Source organism: Photobacterium halotolerans DSM 18316, from assembly GCF_000425165.1.
GTDB lineage: Bacteria > Pseudomonadota > Gammaproteobacteria > Enterobacterales > Vibrionaceae > Photobacterium > Photobacterium halotolerans.
Genome location: NZ_KE384319.1, coordinates 1 through 16,928 on the forward strand (window position 1 = coordinate 1; position 16,928 = coordinate 16,928).

Here is a 16,928-nt window from a genome sequence, read left to right on the forward strand (position 1 = left end):
CGAGCAGATCCGGCGGGCCATCTACACCACCAATGCGGTTGAGGCGGTGCACCGTCAGTTCCGCAAGCTGACCAAAACCAAGGGCGGCTTCGCTAACGAAACCAGCTTGCTGAAGCTGCTCTATGCGGGGATGTTGAAGGCTTCCGAGAAGTGGACGCATCCGGTACAGAACTGGAATCTGACGTTATCCCAATTGAGCCTCCACTTCCCGAACAGGGTCGATCAATATGTGGATCTGTGACTTATGCTGACACAGAACTATGAACACCCTCCGGCGGGAAGCTCCAGCGGTGGATCAATGGTACGTGCCAGTAAATCAGCCACCAGCAGCAGTAATGCTCCCACCAGCATGGCTGTCGGCAGCAGGATCTGATGGCGGCCGCCAACGAGCTGGCGTGCCAGATGCGGTGCCACTAATCCCAGAAAGCTCAGGGGGCCGCATACCGCAACTGCTGCGGAAGTCCAGGCCACCGCCACCAGCAATGCGCCGACCCTGACCCAGAACACCGAAATACCCAGGCTGGTTGCCCGCTCATCACCCAGCGTCAGCAGATTCAGCGCATGGCTCAGCCACAATACAAGCGGTAATAAACACCACCATGGCCAGAGCATCGTCAGTTGTGACCAGCCTCTTCCCCACAAACTGCCGGTCAACCAGAGCAAGGCATTATTGATTTCAAGAGGTTGCGTAAGCATCAGGAAATCAATGGCGCTGCCGTACAATGCTGCCAGTGCTACACCCGTAATAGCTAAGCGTACCGGTGCCATCTTCCTTCCGCACACCAAAGCTAAAATCACGACGGAAAGCAACCCTCCGGCCAGTGCGGCGCCCGGCAGCCAGTATACCGACAGGGTGGGAAACAGTGTCATCAGTGCTACGGCTGCCAGCCCGGCACCATGGCTTACACCAAGAATATCCGGTGATGCAAGGGGATTACGTATCACTCCCTGAATCAGTACACCGGCACTGGCCAGCATTGCACCCACCAGCAATGCAATAAGAATGCGTGGAAAGCGGTATTCGAACACAGTGAAATAGTGCTCGCTGGATGCCACAAAGCCGTGGCTGACCTGAACAAAAGTCAGATTTACGGCGCCCCAAAGTAAGCTGCCCAGTGCTGAAAACATCAGGAGCACTAAAAGAAATGCAATGGGTCGGAGAGGGTGGCTCATGGTTGTTTCCTCACTAAATACAAAAAGTAAGGCGCTCCAATCAGGGCCAGTACCGCACCTGCCGGTGTCTCGGTCGGGAATACGACAGCCCGGCTGAGAATATCGGCGGTCAGTGTCAGGGTTGCGCCCAGAAGCATGGCAACAGGCAACATGATGCGATGATCGTAACCCACCATCAGCCGTGCCATGTGCGGTACTACCAGCCCGACAAATGCAATCGCGCCGACATTGGAAACACTGATACCCACCAGTACCAGCACCGCCAGGCCGATCAGCGCACGCAGCACGGTCAGATTCACGCCGAGGCTCTTCACGCGCTCATCGCCCATTGCCAGCAGATTGATTTTCGGTGCCAGCAGCACACTCAGACTCAAGGCACTGATCAGCCACGGCCAGCTCCACTGCAAGGTTTCCCAGCGGACATTGGCAAATGACCCGGCAAGCCAGGTCATTACGCTGGCTGCCTGATCTTCTACCAGAATGACGCTGGCTTTGGTCAGCGCCCCGCACAGAGCTGAAATTGCGATCCCCGCCAGAACCAGTTGGCCACGTTCAGCGCCCATTTTCCAGGCACCGCCGAGTATCATCACCAGCACCCAGGCACTCAGGCCGCCGAGCATAGCAGCGACCGGGCCGGTTACCGGAGAAGAAACGGCAAACACGGTTGTCACCAGTGCCATGCCTAACGCGGCACCGGCGTTCACACCAAACAAACTGGGTGAGGCCAGCGGGTTTCGGGTGAGTCCCTGCATTAACGCACCGGCGCAGGCCAGGCTGGCCCCGACCAATCCAGCTTCCAGCATCCGTGGTAAACGAATATCCTGCACTATGATATGGGCCACTTTTTGCCAATCCGGCTGGTACAAAGCTTCAATCGCATCACGTCCGGAAACCGGAACCGGGGAAAAGGTAAATAACGACAACCAGGCTACGGTTGCAAAAAGCAACAACAGAGTGAGCATGACACTCGCGAATTGCCGGTGACGCGATCCCTTCATGGCAACTGAACCAGATTTACCAGATCGGCCGCCATGTATTCGGCTGCTCAAATGCCCCGGCAACGTGCCCACATATTGCCATCGACACTGACCACATGCTGGCTACGTACCGCATTCAGCACTTGCCAGAGTGGCTGCTTTTTCCATTGGTCAACTAGGGTATTGGCAGTGTAATCCCCGACAATCAGGTAGTCCGGGTTTAGCGCCAGCAATTGCTCCAGGCTGATTTGGCGAGACGCATTTTCATGTTTCAGCATGGCGGGTGATGCCAGTCCCAGTGCGGCGATTACTCCACCGGCATACGAGTCGGAAGCGTGCGCATAAAAACCATTTTCGCGAGCTACGCCAAATTGCACACTTTGCCCGCGCAGTGAAGTGAGTTGTTGCGCGTAGTGCTGCATCAACTGGTCATGTTGCTTCAAACGTGTTGCCATCTGCTGAGCTTTACCGATTACCTTACCGATAATGGCAGCCGACCTGAGGTTATCCTGATAGGTTTCCCGACGTGAGGGTAATAATAAGGTTGGCGCAATTTTAGTGAGGTCCCGATAGACGGCCGAATGGCGATCCACATCCGCAATAATTAAGTCCGGCTTGAGTGATGCAATCACTTCCAGGCTTGGCTGAGATCGGGTCCCGACAGATTGCCAGGCTGCCAGCTTTTTACGCACGGCCGGCAGTATCCGGCTGGGGTCATTATCGTCTGCAATGCCGACCGGACTGACATCCACCGCCGCCAGGGCGTCAACAAAAGAAAACTCCAGTGCGACAATCCGGCTGGGCACAGTCTCCAGGGTAAATTCCCCCTGACTGTCTGTGACCGTCACCGCCGAAGCAAAAAAACTTATCGTCCCGCCGATCAGCGCTGTGATCCATGCAGCCAAAGAAAACCATTTCATTGTCGATACCTGTAATTATCACTATTCAAGATCAGAAAAACCGCTGCCTAAAACAGCGAAGGTCTGGCATATCGCCAGACCTGTCGTATTAAAAATCGTAACTTGCGGTGAGGTAAAGCCGGCGCGACTCGCCAGGAAAATGCCCGGTCCGGTCAATAAAGCCACTGACGGCGTATTCCTTATCAAACAGATTCTTCACATTGAGCTGGAACTGCCAGTCCTGCCAGTGAGTCTGCCACGAAGCATCGAACACTGTGTATGGCTTTACGATTTGACCACTTTGGTTATATTGCTTGCTGACATAGTCGGCGCCAAAACCAATGGCAGAGTTAAGTACGACAATATCGTAGCGCGTCCAGAGGCCAAGCTGCTGATGTGGCGCATTGGCAAAACGGCCGTCTTCGCCATCTGCCACACCGTCATAGGCTTGTTTCACTGCCACATCGTTGTAGGCGTAGCTGAGGTTTGCAGTCCAGTTTTCGGTCAGATCTGCCAGCACATCTATTTCTGCACCCTGGCTGCGCACTTTGCCGTAAGCCACTGAGCGATCAGTATCTGCCGGATCGGTCTGCAGAATGTTTTCTTTGATGATGCGGTAGAATGCCAGGTTGACGTTGACGGCATTATCAAGCCAGTAACTGCGCAGTCCCGTTTCATACATCAGGCTCTCTTCCGGGTCGAAAGGTCCACCGTTTGAGGCGGCCTGACTGGCGGCATTCTGCGGCACAAAACCGGTCGCGACGACCGCATAAGGGTGCAGCTGTTCACTGATTTGGTAGGTCGATCCCAAACGGTAAGACCAGCCCGTTCCTTTGTATTCGCTGACCGTGTTTTTCACCTGATCAGTGACCTGATCCTTGAAGCCATCCAGACGAAGGCCCGCCAGGACATTCCAGCGCCCGGTGATGTCCCACTGGTCCTGGACGTACACACCGTAGCGTTCCGACTCAGAAGCGGTTTGTTTTGCCAGCGACAGTTGATAGCTGGCCGGATCATTGCCATAGGCTGGATCGTTCAGGCTCAGCCCGGTGACGCCATTTTTTTCTCTGGCCCGGTAGTAAAGATAATCTTCATCAATGCGATAGTAATCACCACCCAGTAACAGCGTGTGATCACCCAGCTCTGCAATCAGGTTAGCTGTGAGCGACCCCGCTTTGTTCTGACGAATCTGATCACGGTATTCACGTTTGCTCCAGTCCGGGATACCGTCACTGTCGGTATCGACCAGACCGGCCGGTTCATGGTATTTCTGCGTTTCGTTATTTTTGTAATAACGCAGGGTCACATTGCCGCTCAGCCAGTCGTTCAAATACTGATCGACACGCACCTGATACACTTGCGCGTCTAAGTCCTGATAATCGGAGGCTTCGTTGGCATTCCAGTCAATGTCGGCCAGGAAGTTACCCTGATCATCTGCCGGCACCCCACGTAAACGGGCTCCGCCATAGTGCTGCTGGATATCAGTCAGCTGTGCCGTTACTGTGGTTTGGTTTGTGATATCCCAGGCATAGCCCAAGTCGATGATTCGGTTACGGACATCGGTATTTTGGCGAGACGGGTTTTCATGATCCTGATAAATACCGACACGGTAACGCTGAGATTGCTCTGCGTTCACTGAACCTGACAGTTCAACGCTGCCGCTGACAAAATCCTGATTTCCCCCCGTGACCGAGACACGTCGCTGCGTGTGGTAGGTCGGTTTTTTGGTGACATAGTTCACCACACCACCGGGTTCACCACTGCCTGTTACTGCTGCTGCAGGCCCTTTGAGAACTTCTACCTGCTCGATATTAAACAACTGGGGGATCGCAAATCCATTAAACGGATCTCCGCGAACCCCATCGTACAAAATCTCGTCCTGACGGAAGCCACGGAACGTCACACCGGAATAAGAGTACTGGCTCACACCACTGATAGAGCGGTACAGGTCAGTCACCTGGCGCGCACCCTGATCCTCAATCAGCTGTTGCGGCAGCACCTGAACGGATTGCGGTGTATCGTCGATTGCTGTTGGGGTTTTGGTGGCAAAGCTGGTTTCCTGCGCCCGGTACATGGACAGTGCCCGACCATATACGGTAATCGTTTCGGTATCTTCCGGCGTCGTGGATTGTGTTGTATCTGCCGCAAAAACCGGCACGGTATAACTGGCTATTGCAGCCAAAAGCAGTGATTGGTATCTGGCATTCGCCTTCATTGTGTTTGCTTATTATAAGTTGTCATTGAAGGTTCGGGAATCTAACTGAGTTTAATTCTCATTACAATATATTTATTGACAAAAGGCATAAATAGAATTCGATTTTGCCATTGGCTGAATGATTGCGGCAACAGAGTGCCTGATAGGGCTATTAACCGGTCAGAGAAAAGTGAACCTGGCGCTCAAGTTGATGCTGAAATATCCCCAGTGTGAAAACACCTTCTAAACTCAATACTTAGGGCAGGAAGCAATACCTTTCTGCATGGGCCGAATGGTGAATGTTGGGTTTCAGAGCAAATGTTATGGTTGATGCGCTAACGATTCTGACGTTGTTACTTGTTATTGTCACGCTGCTGCCCTTATGGCGGCATCCGCACTGGCTGGTGCGCGGCTGGGATTTTCCTCGTCTGCAACTGGCGGTGTTTGCCTTGTTTCTGCTGATTGCTAATGCTTTTGCTCAATCACACTGGCTGGTGATTGTGGTGTGCTTTGTGTGTCTGGGCTGGCAGCTGTGGTGGATTCTGCCTTATACGCGGCTCTGGCGTCAGGAGGTGAAGACGGCGAACGGTGAAAACAGCCATAGGCGGCTGCGAATCATCACAGCCAATGTGCTGACACCGAACCGTCAGGCGAATAAGTTAATCACATTGGTGCATCAGTATCAGGCCGATGTGCTGGTGACGCTGGAATCGGATGACTGGTGGCAGTCTCAGTTGGATACACTTGAAACTCAGCTGCCTTATACCATGAAGTGCCCCCTGGATAATCTCTACGGCATGCATGTTTATGCCCGGTTTCCTTTAGAGGATACCAGTGTTGAATTTTTGATCGAAGACGATGTGCCTTCCATGCATGCGTTGATGATGCTTCCCTGCGGCGAAAAAATCAGAATGCATTTTCTGCATCCAGCCCCGCCAAGCCCGACTGAAAATCCGGCCTCGGCCGAACGAGATGCCGAGCTGATACTGGTGGCACGCAGTGTATCTGACAGCGCACAGCCGATTATTGTGACCGGTGATCTGAACGATGTTGCCTGGTCGTCGACCACGCGGTTATTTCGAAAGATCAGCGGATTACTGGACCCGCGTGTGGGGCGGGGCATGTTTAATACCTTCCATGCCGACTATCCGTTTCTGCGCTGGCCTTTGGATCACATCTTCCACAGCCACCATTTCAGACTTCGCCAGATTCAGCGTCTGCCGTCTATCGGATCGGATCATTTCGCATTATTTACTGAGCTGTATCTTGAACCGTCTGCCGCACAAAAGGAAAACGGCCTGCAAGCTGAGGCGGAAGATGAGGAGTGGGCGGAAGAGATTATTCAGGAGCAGAATGTCAGCGATGAAAATGTGCCGCGTCCGGGACAATGAACCGGGTGAATTCGGGCTGGCAACTGGCTGTTAAATCAGGGTAATCTGTCTTTCGTTAATCTAGCGTATCACTCCGCTTTGCAAAGGATGCTGCAATGAAAATAGCCATACTGACTTTCGAAGGATTCAATGAACTGGATTCGCTGGTTGCTTACTCAATACTGAATCGGGTCAAAAGCGAGAACTGGCAGGTGCAGATCACCAGTCCCACACCGACAGTAACCTCAATGAACGGACTGACCATCTCCGCCCACCAACCTCTGGCCTACGCCAATCAGGCCGATGCAGTCATCATCGGCAGCGGGTCGCTGACCCGACAGATCGTTGCCGACCAATCACTAATGAGCACATTAACGCTGAACCCGCAAAAACAGCTGATTGCCACTCAGTGTTCTGGTGTGCTGCTGTTACCGGCACTGGGCATTTTGGATAACGCATCTGTCTGTACCGACCTGACCACTCAGCCCTGGGCGATGGACGCCGGATTAGTGGTGCTTGAGCAACCTTTTCATGCATCCCAGTCGGTCGCAACAGCAGGAGGCTGTCTGGCATCTCAGTATCTTGCAACCTGGCTCATCGCGAAATTAGCGAGTGTGGAGGCTGCTAAAAACGCAATCCACTATGTGGCTCCGGTCGGAGAGAAAGAAGACACGGTAAATCGTTGTTTGTCTGTTGTTGAACCCTATCTGGACTGAAAGATGCATATTTATAACGTATTTGGTAAGCGCAAGGATGTGGGCGGTAATCTGATGGCGATCTCTGAAGTACCGGAAAACCCGAGGGATTCTGGTATTCCTGTCACTGTTGTGATTTCGTCCAGCGAGCATGCTGATGTCCGGTTTCGTTTCTTTTACCCGGACTCAAAAGAAGCGCCGATTTGCGGTCACGCACTACTGGGTGCGGCAAGCCATATTGCCCAGGCTGCGTTTCGTGTCGAAACCGGGGCGGGCATCAGCGACGTACGAAAATCCGGAGATGTGGTCAGCGTTAGTATGGCCTTGCCGACCGCTGTATCCCCCGATTTTACCGGTCAACCTCAACCTGGCTGGTTTGGCCTGGATGCCAGCCAGATCCTCAAAGCCGGGCTCTACAGTGCCGGTAAACCCAAATGGTGTATCGAACTGAAAGACCTCTCAGCCTTAAATGCCGTCCGTTTTGATCTGGATGCACTGGCGGCATGGAATCAGGGGAAAAACTTCAGTGGCTATGTGTTGTATGTGTCCACGGGCGACGGCTGGCATGCCAGAGCCTCTAACCCCTTATATAACATTCCGGAGGATCCGGCTTGCGCGGTATGTTGTGCGGCGCTGCCTTTGCCTTTGGAACAACCGGCTTTCGTTCACATGGGCTATCCGGAATACCCTAATCTGATCCACCTGGAGGCAACCGAAGGGCAACTATGGGTTGGCGGTAAGGTGTATCGGTTTGAACCGAGCGGAGCAGTCTGAATGCCTGAAGAGCAGGCTAACCACAGGGAGAAGCGAATGACTGCGATTCCTACACTGCATTTTATGTGCGGTAAAATGGCTGCGGGAAAATCCACCTTAGCGGCACAGATTGCCAAAACGCATCAGGCCGTGTTGCTGGTAGAAGATGAGTGGCTCAGCACCTTATACCCGCAAGAGGTTCACAGTCTGGCTGATTACATCCGGTATTCAGAGCGGCTAAAGAAAACCTTACAGCCGCATGTTCAGGATTTGCTCGCTAAAGGGATATCTGTTGTGCTGGATTTCCCGGCCAATACGGTATCGCAGCGTCAGTGGTTTACCGGCTTGATTGCCGCGACAGGTGTTGATCACCGCCTGCATTATGTCGACAAACCGGACGAGGTATGCAAAGCGCAGCTGAAAATTCGCAGTCAGGATTTGCCTGCGGGCAGCCCGTTTACCACGGATGAAGCGTTTGATGCGATTACCCGTTTTTTTGAGCCGCCGCAAAGCAGCGAAGGCTTTATTATTCAGCAGTATAAACAGGATACCTCCATATGAAACAGGCCATAGTGCATATTGCCCTGGTCGTCGATGACTACGATGAAGCGATCGACTTTTACGTCAATAAGCTTAAATTTGACGTGATCGAAGACAGCTATCAACCCGAACAGGATAAGCGCTGGGTGGTGGTGTCGCCACCGGGTTCCAACGGTGTCACTGTGCTGCTGGCGAGAGCGTCAAAACCTGAACAGCGCGATTTTATCGGCAATCAGGCCGGAGGCCGGGTATTTCTGTTTCTGAGCACAGACGATTTCTGGCGCGATTATGAGCGTATGGTGTCTGACGGCATCCGGTTTGTGCGTCCGCCTCAGGAGCAGGACTACGGCACAGTCGCGGTGTTTGAAGACTTGTACGGTAACTTGTGGGATTTGCTGCAATTGCACCCGGAGCATCCCATGGCGAGAAGAGGAAGAGCAGAATAATGCAAAGAGAAGTACATGATTGCGTGTCATTTTTGCTGATACGCGGTGAAGAGGTATTGCTTGAAAAGCGCAAGCTGAGCAAAGTAGTTGATCCTGGCCTGATGGCCATTCCCGGTGGGCATGTCGAAGCAGGAGAAAGCCTGGAGCAGGCGCTGCACCGTGAAGTTGCCGAAGAGCTGACGGTGACGCCGATGGCCTATTTTCCGCTGTGTACGCTGTATCATCCCACCACAGAGTTACAACGGCTGCATTATTATGTAGTGACTGACTGGACGGGTGAGCTGTCGGCACAGGAAGCGGAAGCGGTGATCTGGACATCACTCCATGAACCAGACGCTGCCACCGTAGCGGCGGATAACATTGCGCTGGCGGAGTACAGACGTGTGATTTTACCTATGTTGAAAGAGCGGCAGTAAGCATATTGATTGGATTTTGGCAGCAAGGGGAAGCGCATGGCAATCAGAGTGATGACGGCAGACGATGCTGAAGAGGTCGAGGCATTAGTGAAAAGTGCGTTTCTGGCAAGTGCGGCAAAGCAACTCGCCCCGGCCGGTATCCATACTTTCTTTAAAGTGGCCTCAAAAGAAGCACTGTTGCTTCGCCTGCAGGAAGACAACCTGATGCTGGTGTATGAGCAACAGGGCAAAATTCTTGGTATGGCAGAACTCAAACAAGGGGCGCATCTGGCGATGTTATTTGTGCTGCCGGATTGGCAGGGAAACGGCATTGCGACTCAGTTGCTGCAGGTTTTACTTCAACAGGTGCGTCATGCTGAGCTCACCGTGCGTGCTTCACTGAATTCAGTCTCTTTTTATCAGGCGCAGGGATTTCAGAAAACGGGTGCGGCGGCAGAGCTTGCCGGCCTGCGATACCAGCCCATGTCACTGACAATGGCCTCCACAGTTACAGCGCCGGCAGATCCGTCCGCTTCAGTGCTTTAGCAAACGTCACTATGGGCGAATCTGAGCGTTCATCCTTCCGAATCAGGGCTTGCCAGTTCAGGTAGAGCCCTTGCTCTGTGACTCGGGCTGTCCGCAGCTCGCCGCTTTTCAGGTACGGCTTTATCACCCAGCCTGGCATGATCGTAATCCCCATACCTGCTCTGACAAATTCCACGACCGCTTCGGTCACACCAGCCCTGATGACTTTCGGCGGCAACAGGTGATTAGGGCTGAACAGTTGTTCGTATTCGCGCCCGGGACCGGGTGTGGTGTGATAAGTAATGTAAGTATCGGCGGCGATTTCCTGTGGCGTCAGCCAGGCTTTGCCGGCATTCGGATGGTCTTTATGCATCACAGCGATCATTTCATCCCGAAACAGTTTCAGCACCCGGAAGCCAGTCTGGGTCACCGTGCCGGAGACAATAGAAATGTCTATCGTACCGTTGCGTAAAGCCGTAAACGGATCGAGAGAGACATCGGGAATGATTTCGACCGAATAGCTGGGAAAGTCCTGATTAAACAGCTTAATAAAGGGCGGCAGCCAATGGTAACCGCCGTAGGCTTCATTACCCACCCGAATCACGTGCTCTATCCCCACCGACAGCTTGTCGATGTCATTTTCAGCCCGTTCCAGCTCACTGAGGACCACAGTGGCAGATAACAGCAGCCGTTTCCCTGCGCTGGTCGGAATGAGCTTCTTATGCTGGCGGTAAAACAGCTCGGTATTTAACAAGCGTTCTGCTTCACGAATGCGGTGGCTGAGCGCAGATTGCGTCAGGCCAATCTGACTGGCTGCTTCAGACACACTGCCTGCCTTTGCCACAGCCATTATCATTTGCAAGTGTCTTGTACTGATTTTTGTAGCCATGATGTATGAAAAAAGTTAATGAGTTTTGAATATTTTATGAAATTTACAGTTAAAAAGGCGTCTCGTAAACTAATAAATGAATGGTCAATAGCCTCTGACAGGCAAGGAAATAGTTGATGAACAAAATGGATAAAAATCAGACTGCGCCCACGCTGAAAGTGGACCTGGACAATGAAAAAGTGCATTGGGATCAGGACATGAGCTACGGGCAGTATCTCGCCCTGGGACCATTACTCTCCTGCCAGCACCCGGTTACTCAACAACACGACGAAATGTTATTTGTGGTCATTCATCAGGTGTCTGAATTATGGATGAAGCTTTGTCTGCACGAAGCCTATGGGGCGGTGGAGAATATTCGCCAGGACAAGCTGCGCCCGGCCTTTAAAATGATGAGCCGCATGGCACGCATTCAGTCTCAGATGCTGAATGCCTGGGAAGTGCTGGCCACCATGACGCCGGCCGATTATGCCAGCTTCCGCGATGAACTGGGTCAGAGCTCTGGCTTTCAGTCTTATCAGTACCGCGAACTGGAATTTCTGCTCGGTAACAAAAATGAGGCCATGATTCAGGCCCACCGCGCGCACCCGAAATATTACGATCACCTGAAATCTGTGCTTCATGCGCCCAGCATTTATGACATCACGCTGCAGTTGCTCAAAGCCCGCGGATTCGATGTGCCTGAGTCTCACCTCGACCGCGACTTCTCCCAGCCGTATCAGGCAAGCGAAGCCATTGAACGCATCTGGGCGGAAATCTACAACAACAGCAACGAATACTGGGATCTCTATGAGCTGGCCGAAAAGCTGGTCGACATGGAGTTCAATTTCCAGAAATGGCGTTTCAGCCACATGAAAACGGTTGAGCGCATCATTGGCTATCGTCGCGGCACGGGCGGCACCTCGGGGGTGAAATACCTCAACAAAGCATTGGAACTGCAATTTTTCCCGGAATTGTGGTCGGTGCGTACCTCTATTGAAGGACCGAAGCATGGCTAAAATCTGGGATATTTCGCAAACGCTGCGACAGGGTTTACCGGTCTGGCCGGGCGATACGGCATTTTCTTCGCATTTCCACTGGGAAATGAGCGAGGAGTGCCCGGTCAACGTCGGTCAGTTTTCTCTGTCGTGTCACTCAGGCACCCATGCCGATGCGCCTGCGCATTACGATGCACAGGGTAAAACCATGGAAGCGGTCAGCCTGGATTATTACATCGGCCCGTGTGTGGTGATTGATGCCACCCGGTCAGTCGGCTGGGTAAAACCGCAGGACATCATTGATCAGCTGCCGGATCAGGTCGAGCGGGTGATTTTCAAAACCTACCTGCAGTTTCCTCACCATGAGTGGCGGTCTGATTTTACGGCGGTAGCCTCAGAGACAATCGATCTACTCGCAGAGCGCGGTGCCTGTCTGATAGGTATCGACAGTCCGTCGTTGGATCCCCAAACCTCGAAAACCATGAGTGCCCACAATGCGGTGAAGCGCCATCGCATGGCGATATTGGAAGGTCTGGTATTGGATGACGTGCCTGCCGGAGAGTATGAGCTGATAGCACCGCCGTTAAAACTGGATTCGCTGGATGCTTCCCCCGTACGGGCACTGTTGCGCAGTGTTGTCTAGCCATCGGATAAATCAGGAGTCATTGAACATGCAAACACTGGACAGAGCCTATTTTGAAGAGCTGGATCGCGTCGATCCCCTTGCCGATTATCGGGATCAGTTTGATGTGCCCGCCGGGCACATCTATCTCAACGGTAATTCCCTGGGAATGTTACCAAAGGCGGCAAAAGAAAAAGCCCGGCAAGTGGTGGAAGAGCAGTGGGGTCAGGGCTTGATCCGCAGCTGGAACACCCACGACTGGATCCGCATACCACACCGGGTGGGAGATAAAATAGCCGGTCTGATTGGGGCAGACGACGGCGAAGTGATCGTGGCGGACTCCACCTCTGTCAACCTGTTCAAGATGGCGGCAGCGGCGGTGAAGCTGAACGCAGGGCGCCGTAAAATACTGTCTGAACCGGGCAACTTCCCGACGGATCTTTATATCTTGCAAGGACTGGAACAGTTTCTGGACGGCAAAGTGAACCTGGTGACTGCGCATCGCGATAACATTCTGGATGCCATCGATGAAGACACGGCTGTCGTGGTGCTGACCCATGTGCATTACAAGAGTGGTGCCATGTTTGATATGGCGGCCATTACAGCCCGTGCGCACGAAAAAGGCGCCCTGGTGATCTGGGATCTCAGCCACAGCACAGGCGCTGTGCCTGTGCAGTTAAATCAGGTGGGCGCCGACTTTGCCATTGGTTGCGGCTACAAATATCTCAATGGTGGTCCGGGCGCACCGGGTTTCCTGTTTGTTGCCAAGCGCCATCAGGCACAGTTGCAACAACCACTGAGCGGCTGGTTTGGTCACGCCAATCCCTTTGCGATGCGGGATGACTATGAAGCGGCACCGGGTATTGCGCGCACTTTGTGTGGTACCACGCCTGTTGTTGGTGCCAGCCTGCTGGAAGTGGGGGTGGATATCATGGCCTCGGCTGACATGCACCAGATCCGTGAAAAGTCCCTTCGCATGGGCCAGTTGTTTATTGAGCTGATTGAACAGCGCTGCAGTCAGTACGGCTTCGGGCTGGCATCGTCAAAAGATCCGGCGGTGCGGGGCAGTCAGGTTTCCCTGACACACGAGCAGGGCTTCGCCATCATGCAGGCCTTGATTGCACGCAATATCATCGGCGATTTCCGTGCACCGGATATCCTTCGTTTCGGCTTCACGCCGCTGTATGTTCGCTATGTCGATCTCTGGGATTGTGTGGATGCGCTGGTTGATATCATGGCGAACGATTGCTGGGATCAGGCGGCATTCAAAAAGCTCACCGCAGTGACCTGATGTTCAGATCTGTGCGAGGTGCAGAATGATAATTATCAAAGTAAAAGGGCGAACTGAGATGCAAAGAATGCGACCGCATCAATCAATACAGCGGCTAACGCAGGTGGCCTGCCTGCGGCAGGCCGACTGAACGGGTCAACCCGAATTCTGTCACGTGGCGATAAAGCCGGGCGCAGCATATGTCCCGGCTTTTTTGCTTCTGGTCGTTATACCTGACGGACAGCCTCTGATTGCCTATAGTTGATGGGGAGCAGGCTGATCCGTTCAGGAGTCCGGATGAAAATCAGAAAATTCAGAGTTGGCTGGGTGGTTTTCAGTCTCAGTGCTGCAGCTGTTCTGGTATATCATCAGGTTAAAGCAGCACAGCCATCGTTTGACTGCACCGGTGTGGCAGATGGCAGTATTGAGGCGATGATTTGTCAGGACCAAGAATTAGCGGCGTTAGATACCAAGCTGTCTGAGGTCTATAAGCAGGCTGCTGACAAAGCCACTAATGAGCATCCCCCCACCTTGAAAGCAGAGCAGAGAGGCTGGGTGAAAGGCCGCAATGAATGCTGGAAAGCCGATGATAAAAAGTCATGTGCTAAGTCTGAATATCAGCGGCGTATTGCTGAGTTGCAGGCCAGGTATGGCTTAATTGAGGTAACAGCAAGCGTCACCTATCTGTGTACGGATCAACCGGGCAGTGAAGTGACTGCGACTTACTATCCGACGGATCCGCCAACCCTGATTGCCGAACGGGGTGACAGTGTCTCACTGATGTATCAGCAGCAAAGCGCCAGCGGCACTAAATATGTCGGACGCAATGAAAGCCTGTGGGAGCATCAGGGCGAAGCAACCGTCATCTGGGGATACGGTGCGCCAGAGCTCAACTGCAAAGTGAAGCCCTAGCACGATGATGCATGAGCGCGATGAAGCCGTAGCTTGATAAAACATGCTTCCTGCAGTCAATATCGGGTTCACGTTTACAAAATGATATACACCATAAAAGCACCGAACAGTGCTGCAAATATGCCTGCCAGTCGTCCCTGAATGTCGTTAAGATCAACGGCCCAGCTGATGAGTTTTTTAAAGTTCCCTCTGCCAAGAATTAACAGAAAAATCGCCGCAATAATGGATATCCAGCCGATAGCGGCGACCACCAAGGGCATATCGGTACTATCAGCATACTCAATTAACAGATAGCCAATCAGCAGTCGCACGGCAACCGCCACAAAATGCAGCCAGAGCTGTTTTTTGTGTCTGTCGATAAAGTCCAGAATCAGTCTGGGCTCTGCGGCAATAACCAAACCTGAAAACGCGACGGCTACGCCTATCAGGCCAATCAGCAATCTCATATCCGCTCTCCTGTCATGGGAGAAAAGTCAACAGGGGTCTGTACCTGGCCGGTACAGAGAATAGGTCTTACAACCTTGACGGATGGCTGTCCGGATCCCCCTCAATATGAGGTTTGTCATCATGTGATACACCGTGCTCTTCCGGCCCTTCCTGATCCCAGGAACCCTCTTCGGTCCATGGGTCGTCATCCGGCAATTCTTCGATATAGATTTCTTTGTCCTCATAATCGGGTTGATAGCGAAGATCAAAGTGCGCTGCGCGAATAATGGAAATGCACAACAGCAAAGCAACAATAAGCAATGGTACGCCCCCGATCACACTGGCTGTCTGCAGGGTATCCAGCCCCCCGATGAACATCAGGGTAATGGGCATGACAGACAGAGCAAATGCCCAGAACAGACGGTTCCAGCGCGCCGGCTCTTCATCTATCTCTTTTTGCACCACAGCAGCCAGAATATAGGAAATAGAATCAAAGGTGGTGGCGGTGAAGATCACCGCCAGTATGGTAAAGGCGAGAACCACCAGTTTACTGAGGGCCAGGGTGTGCAGCATGGCGAAAATCGCGGCAGTGGCGCCCTGATTGTTCAGTATGGAAATAACATCTAACTGCCCGGAAAGTTGCAGATAAATACCGTAATTACCCATGATCATGAAAAACAGGAAACAGCCCAGGGTGCCGAAAAAAATCGAGCCGACAACCATGGCTTTTATGGTTCGTCCCTTGGATATACGGGCGATAAACAGCCCCACGCTGGGTGCGAAAACCAGCCACCAGGCCCAGTAGAAAATGGTCCAGTCCTGCGGGAAATGGGTGTCCGGGAACTGCTGAAACTGGGCAAATGGCTCTGTCCAGGTCGCCATTTCGAACAGGTTGCCGATCATTCGGCCCAGTGAATCCAGCCCGGTGTTCAGCATGAAGAGAGTGGGTCCGGTAATAAATATGAACAGCAAGATGCCGACGGCCAGCCACATGTTGATATTAGACAGTAACTGGATGCCTTTTTTCAGACCGGCATAAGCGCTGTAACCGAAAATGGCAGTACAGACAATTAACACGCCAATGCGTGTATAGAGATTGTTCGGTACACCGAGAAGTTCATGGGCGCCCTGATTAATTAGCGGAGCGGCAAGGCCGAGGGTGGTTGCACCGCCTCCCAGCATACCGAAGATAAAAAACACATCGATGAGCTTACCCAGCCATCCGCGTGCCCGCTCTTCACCCAGTACCGGCATTAAGGCTTCACTGATTTTCAGGACGCTGTGGTTACGGACATAATAGAAATAGGCAATCGGCAGCGCAGGGATCAGATAAATAGACCAGGCCAGCGGCCCCCAGTGGAAAATGCCGTAGGTGACTGCCCATTTGGCGGCTTCGTGCGTACCGCCGGGAATGTCGAAAGGCGGGGTCTGATAATAGTAAGCCCACTCAATCATCGACCAGTAAAGAATCGACGCGCCAATACCAGAGCAAAACAGCATTGCAGCCCAGGAGAAGGTCGAAAACTCCGGGTTTTCCTCTGGCGTACCCAGTTTGATCTGGCCGATATCACTGAAGGTGATATACACCATAAAGAGAAACGCACCCAGGCCGAGAATCAGATAGAGCACGCCAAGCTTATCGGTCACAAAATCCTTGGCGCTCAGCACCCAGGCCGCACCAGCCTCAGGAAAGAAAACTAAAGGCAAGGTCACGGCCAATAACAGAAAGAGGGAACCGAAAAAAGTAGGTTTATCTATGATGTCATTGAATTTGGTGGACGACATCGCGGCCTCCGCACAAAAATGGGTGTGTGATTCGTCCGTGAGCTGGGTTGTATATGAGTCGTATTGTTAATTCACAGAGCATA

At 52.7% G+C, this 16,928-nt stretch carries 19 protein-coding genes; 12 read left to right on the forward strand and 7 right to left on the reverse strand.

What is annotated here, in order from left to right:
• A partial coding sequence (locus H511_RS0109370) for a transposase (RefSeq protein WP_162144609.1) occupies window positions 1-241 on the forward strand: 241 nt, incomplete at its 5' end.
• 17 nt (window positions 242-258) lie between these two features.
• Here the strand turns inward: H511_RS0109370 and H511_RS23055 are convergent.
• The 4 genes from H511_RS23055 to H511_RS0109390 all read right to left on the reverse strand — a co-directional run bounded on the left by H511_RS23055 (window position 259) and on the right by H511_RS0109390 (window position 5,264).
• Window positions 259-1,173 carry an iron chelate uptake ABC transporter family permease subunit gene (locus H511_RS23055; protein WP_051288031.1) on the reverse strand — a complete coding sequence of 305 codons (915 nt, stop codon included), beginning with the start codon at window positions 1,171-1,173 and terminating at the stop codon, window positions 259-261.
• On the reverse strand, window positions 1,170-2,171 hold the full coding sequence (locus H511_RS0109380) for an iron chelate uptake ABC transporter family permease subunit (protein WP_027252055.1): 1,002 nt from the start codon (window positions 2,169-2,171) through the stop codon (window positions 1,170-1,172). The genes H511_RS23055 and H511_RS0109380 overlap by 4 nt, the downstream gene beginning before the upstream one ends.
• A 47-nt stretch (window positions 2,172-2,218) precedes the next feature.
• On the reverse strand, window positions 2,219-3,070 hold the full coding sequence (locus tag H511_RS23060) for a Fe(3+) dicitrate ABC transporter substrate-binding protein (RefSeq protein ID WP_051288033.1): 852 nt from the start codon (window positions 3,068-3,070) through the stop codon (window positions 2,219-2,221).
• An 88-nt stretch (window positions 3,071-3,158) separates the two neighbouring features.
• A complete protein-coding gene (locus tag H511_RS0109390; protein WP_027252056.1) occupies window positions 3,159-5,264 on the reverse strand; it encodes a TonB-dependent siderophore receptor in 2,106 nt (701 codons plus the stop codon).
• A gap of 302 nt (window positions 5,265-5,566) precedes the next feature.
• Between H511_RS0109390 and H511_RS0109395 the strand changes: the two genes are divergently transcribed.
• From H511_RS0109395 to H511_RS23065, 7 genes are all read left to right on the forward strand, one after another.
• The gene (locus H511_RS0109395) at window positions 5,567-6,634 is read left to right on the forward strand and encodes an endonuclease/exonuclease/phosphatase family protein (protein WP_027252057.1); all 1,068 of its coding nucleotides are present in this window, start codon (window positions 5,567-5,569) and stop codon (window positions 6,632-6,634) included.
• A 95-nt stretch (window positions 6,635-6,729) separates the two neighbouring features.
• Window positions 6,730-7,329 (forward strand): DJ-1/PfpI family protein, encoded by a 600-nt coding sequence (locus H511_RS0109400; RefSeq protein WP_027252058.1) that lies wholly within the window; start codon window positions 6,730-6,732, stop codon window positions 7,327-7,329.
• 3 nt (window positions 7,330-7,332) lie between these two features.
• Entirely contained in the window at window positions 7,333-8,082 is a 750-nt protein-coding gene (locus H511_RS0109405) for a PhzF family phenazine biosynthesis protein (protein ID WP_027252059.1), read from the forward strand.
• Window positions 8,083-8,118: 36 nt separating this feature from the next.
• Window positions 8,119-8,622 (forward strand): P-loop nucleotide/nucleoside kinase family protein, encoded by a 504-nt coding sequence (locus tag H511_RS0109410; RefSeq protein ID WP_027252060.1) that lies wholly within the window; start codon window positions 8,119-8,121, stop codon window positions 8,620-8,622.
• Window positions 8,619-9,047, forward strand: coding sequence for a VOC family protein (locus H511_RS0109415; RefSeq protein WP_027252061.1), 429 nt, complete (start codon window positions 8,619-8,621; stop codon window positions 9,045-9,047). Before H511_RS0109410 ends, H511_RS0109415 begins: the two co-directional genes overlap by 4 nt.
• Window positions 9,047-9,463 (forward strand): NUDIX hydrolase, encoded by a 417-nt coding sequence (locus tag H511_RS0109420; protein ID WP_036759415.1) that lies wholly within the window; start codon window positions 9,047-9,049, stop codon window positions 9,461-9,463. Before H511_RS0109415 ends, H511_RS0109420 begins: the two co-directional genes overlap by 1 nt.
• A gap of 36 nt (window positions 9,464-9,499) precedes the next feature.
• Window positions 9,500-9,988, forward strand: a complete 489-nt coding sequence (locus tag H511_RS23065) for a GNAT family N-acetyltransferase (protein ID WP_051288035.1) — start codon at window positions 9,500-9,502, stop codon at window positions 9,986-9,988.
• Here the strand turns inward: H511_RS23065 and H511_RS0109430 are convergent.
• The gene (locus tag H511_RS0109430) at window positions 9,951-10,856 is read right to left on the reverse strand and encodes a LysR family transcriptional regulator (RefSeq protein ID WP_338091527.1); all 906 of its coding nucleotides are present in this window, start codon (window positions 10,854-10,856) and stop codon (window positions 9,951-9,953) included. The genes H511_RS23065 and H511_RS0109430 overlap by 38 nt on opposite strands.
• A 116-nt stretch (window positions 10,857-10,972) precedes the next feature.
• Here H511_RS0109430 and kynA point away from each other — a divergent pair, with 116 nt between their 5' ends.
• The 4 genes from kynA to H511_RS0109450 all read left to right on the forward strand — a co-directional run bounded on the left by kynA (window position 10,973) and on the right by H511_RS0109450 (window position 14,634).
• Entirely contained in the window at window positions 10,973-11,851 is an 879-nt protein-coding gene (kynA, locus tag H511_RS0109435) for a tryptophan 2,3-dioxygenase (RefSeq protein WP_027252064.1), read from the forward strand.
• Window positions 11,844-12,473 (forward strand): arylformamidase, encoded by a 630-nt coding sequence (kynB, locus tag H511_RS0109440; protein ID WP_027252065.1) that lies wholly within the window; start codon window positions 11,844-11,846, stop codon window positions 12,471-12,473. Before kynA ends, kynB begins: the two co-directional genes overlap by 8 nt.
• A gap of 28 nt (window positions 12,474-12,501) precedes the next feature.
• Window positions 12,502-13,743 carry a kynureninase gene (gene kynU / locus H511_RS0109445; protein ID WP_027252066.1) on the forward strand — a complete coding sequence of 414 codons (1,242 nt, stop codon included), beginning with the start codon at window positions 12,502-12,504 and terminating at the stop codon, window positions 13,741-13,743.
• Between the two features lie 276 nt (window positions 13,744-14,019).
• A complete protein-coding gene (locus tag H511_RS0109450; RefSeq protein WP_027252067.1) occupies window positions 14,020-14,634 on the forward strand; it encodes an MliC family protein in 615 nt (204 codons plus the stop codon).
• A gap of 74 nt (window positions 14,635-14,708) precedes the next feature.
• On the opposite strand, the gene H511_RS0109455 is transcribed toward H511_RS0109450, so the two are convergent.
• Window positions 14,709-15,080, reverse strand: coding sequence for a hypothetical protein (locus tag H511_RS0109455; RefSeq protein ID WP_027252068.1), 372 nt, complete (start codon window positions 15,078-15,080; stop codon window positions 14,709-14,711).
• Between the two features lie 67 nt (window positions 15,081-15,147).
• On the reverse strand, window positions 15,148-16,845 hold the full coding sequence (locus H511_RS0109460) for a BCCT family transporter (RefSeq protein ID WP_027252069.1): 1,698 nt from the start codon (window positions 16,843-16,845) through the stop codon (window positions 15,148-15,150).
• Between the last annotated feature and the right edge of the window lie 83 nt (window positions 16,846-16,928).

Bases quoted from the DNA above. Each gene is read 5' to 3' on its own strand.
- H511_RS0109395 (WP_027252057.1), top strand. From the start codon at position 5,567: ATGGTTGATGCGCTAACGATTCTGACGTTGTTACTTGTTATTGTCACG.
- H511_RS0109430 (WP_338091527.1), bottom strand. From the start codon at position 10,856: ATGGCTACAAAAATCAGTACAAGACACTTGCAAATGATAATGGCTGTG.
- H511_RS0109380 (WP_027252055.1), bottom strand. From the start codon at position 2,171: ATGAAGGGATCGCGTCACCGGCAATTCGCGAGTGTCATGCTCACTCTG.
- H511_RS0109390 (WP_027252056.1), bottom strand. From the start codon at position 5,264: ATGAAGGCGAATGCCAGATACCAATCACTGCTTTTGGCTGCAATAGCC.
- kynU (WP_027252066.1), top strand. From the start codon at position 12,502: ATGCAAACACTGGACAGAGCCTATTTTGAAGAGCTGGATCGCGTCGAT.
- H511_RS0109450 (WP_027252067.1), top strand. From the start codon at position 14,020: ATGAAAATCAGAAAATTCAGAGTTGGCTGGGTGGTTTTCAGTCTCAGT.
- kynA (WP_027252064.1), top strand. From the start codon at position 10,973: ATGAACAAAATGGATAAAAATCAGACTGCGCCCACGCTGAAAGTGGAC.
- kynB (WP_027252065.1), top strand. From the start codon at position 11,844: ATGGCTAAAATCTGGGATATTTCGCAAACGCTGCGACAGGGTTTACCG.
- H511_RS0109460 (WP_027252069.1), bottom strand. From the start codon at position 16,845: ATGTCGTCCACCAAATTCAATGACATCATAGATAAACCTACTTTTTTC.
- H511_RS0109455 (WP_027252068.1), bottom strand. From the start codon at position 15,080: ATGAGATTGCTGATTGGCCTGATAGGCGTAGCCGTCGCGTTTTCAGGT.
- H511_RS23060 (WP_051288033.1), bottom strand. From the start codon at position 3,070: ATGAAATGGTTTTCTTTGGCTGCATGGATCACAGCGCTGATCGGCGGG.
- H511_RS23065 (WP_051288035.1), top strand. From the start codon at position 9,500: ATGGCAATCAGAGTGATGACGGCAGACGATGCTGAAGAGGTCGAGGCA.
- H511_RS0109410 (WP_027252060.1), top strand. From the start codon at position 8,119: ATGACTGCGATTCCTACACTGCATTTTATGTGCGGTAAAATGGCTGCG.
- H511_RS23055 (WP_051288031.1), bottom strand. From the start codon at position 1,173: ATGAGCCACCCTCTCCGACCCATTGCATTTCTTTTAGTGCTCCTGATG.
- H511_RS0109405 (WP_027252059.1), top strand. From the start codon at position 7,333: ATGCATATTTATAACGTATTTGGTAAGCGCAAGGATGTGGGCGGTAAT.
- H511_RS0109400 (WP_027252058.1), top strand. From the start codon at position 6,730: ATGAAAATAGCCATACTGACTTTCGAAGGATTCAATGAACTGGATTCG.
- H511_RS0109420 (WP_036759415.1), top strand. From the start codon at position 9,047: ATGCAAAGAGAAGTACATGATTGCGTGTCATTTTTGCTGATACGCGGT.
- H511_RS0109415 (WP_027252061.1), top strand. From the start codon at position 8,619: ATGAAACAGGCCATAGTGCATATTGCCCTGGTCGTCGATGACTACGAT.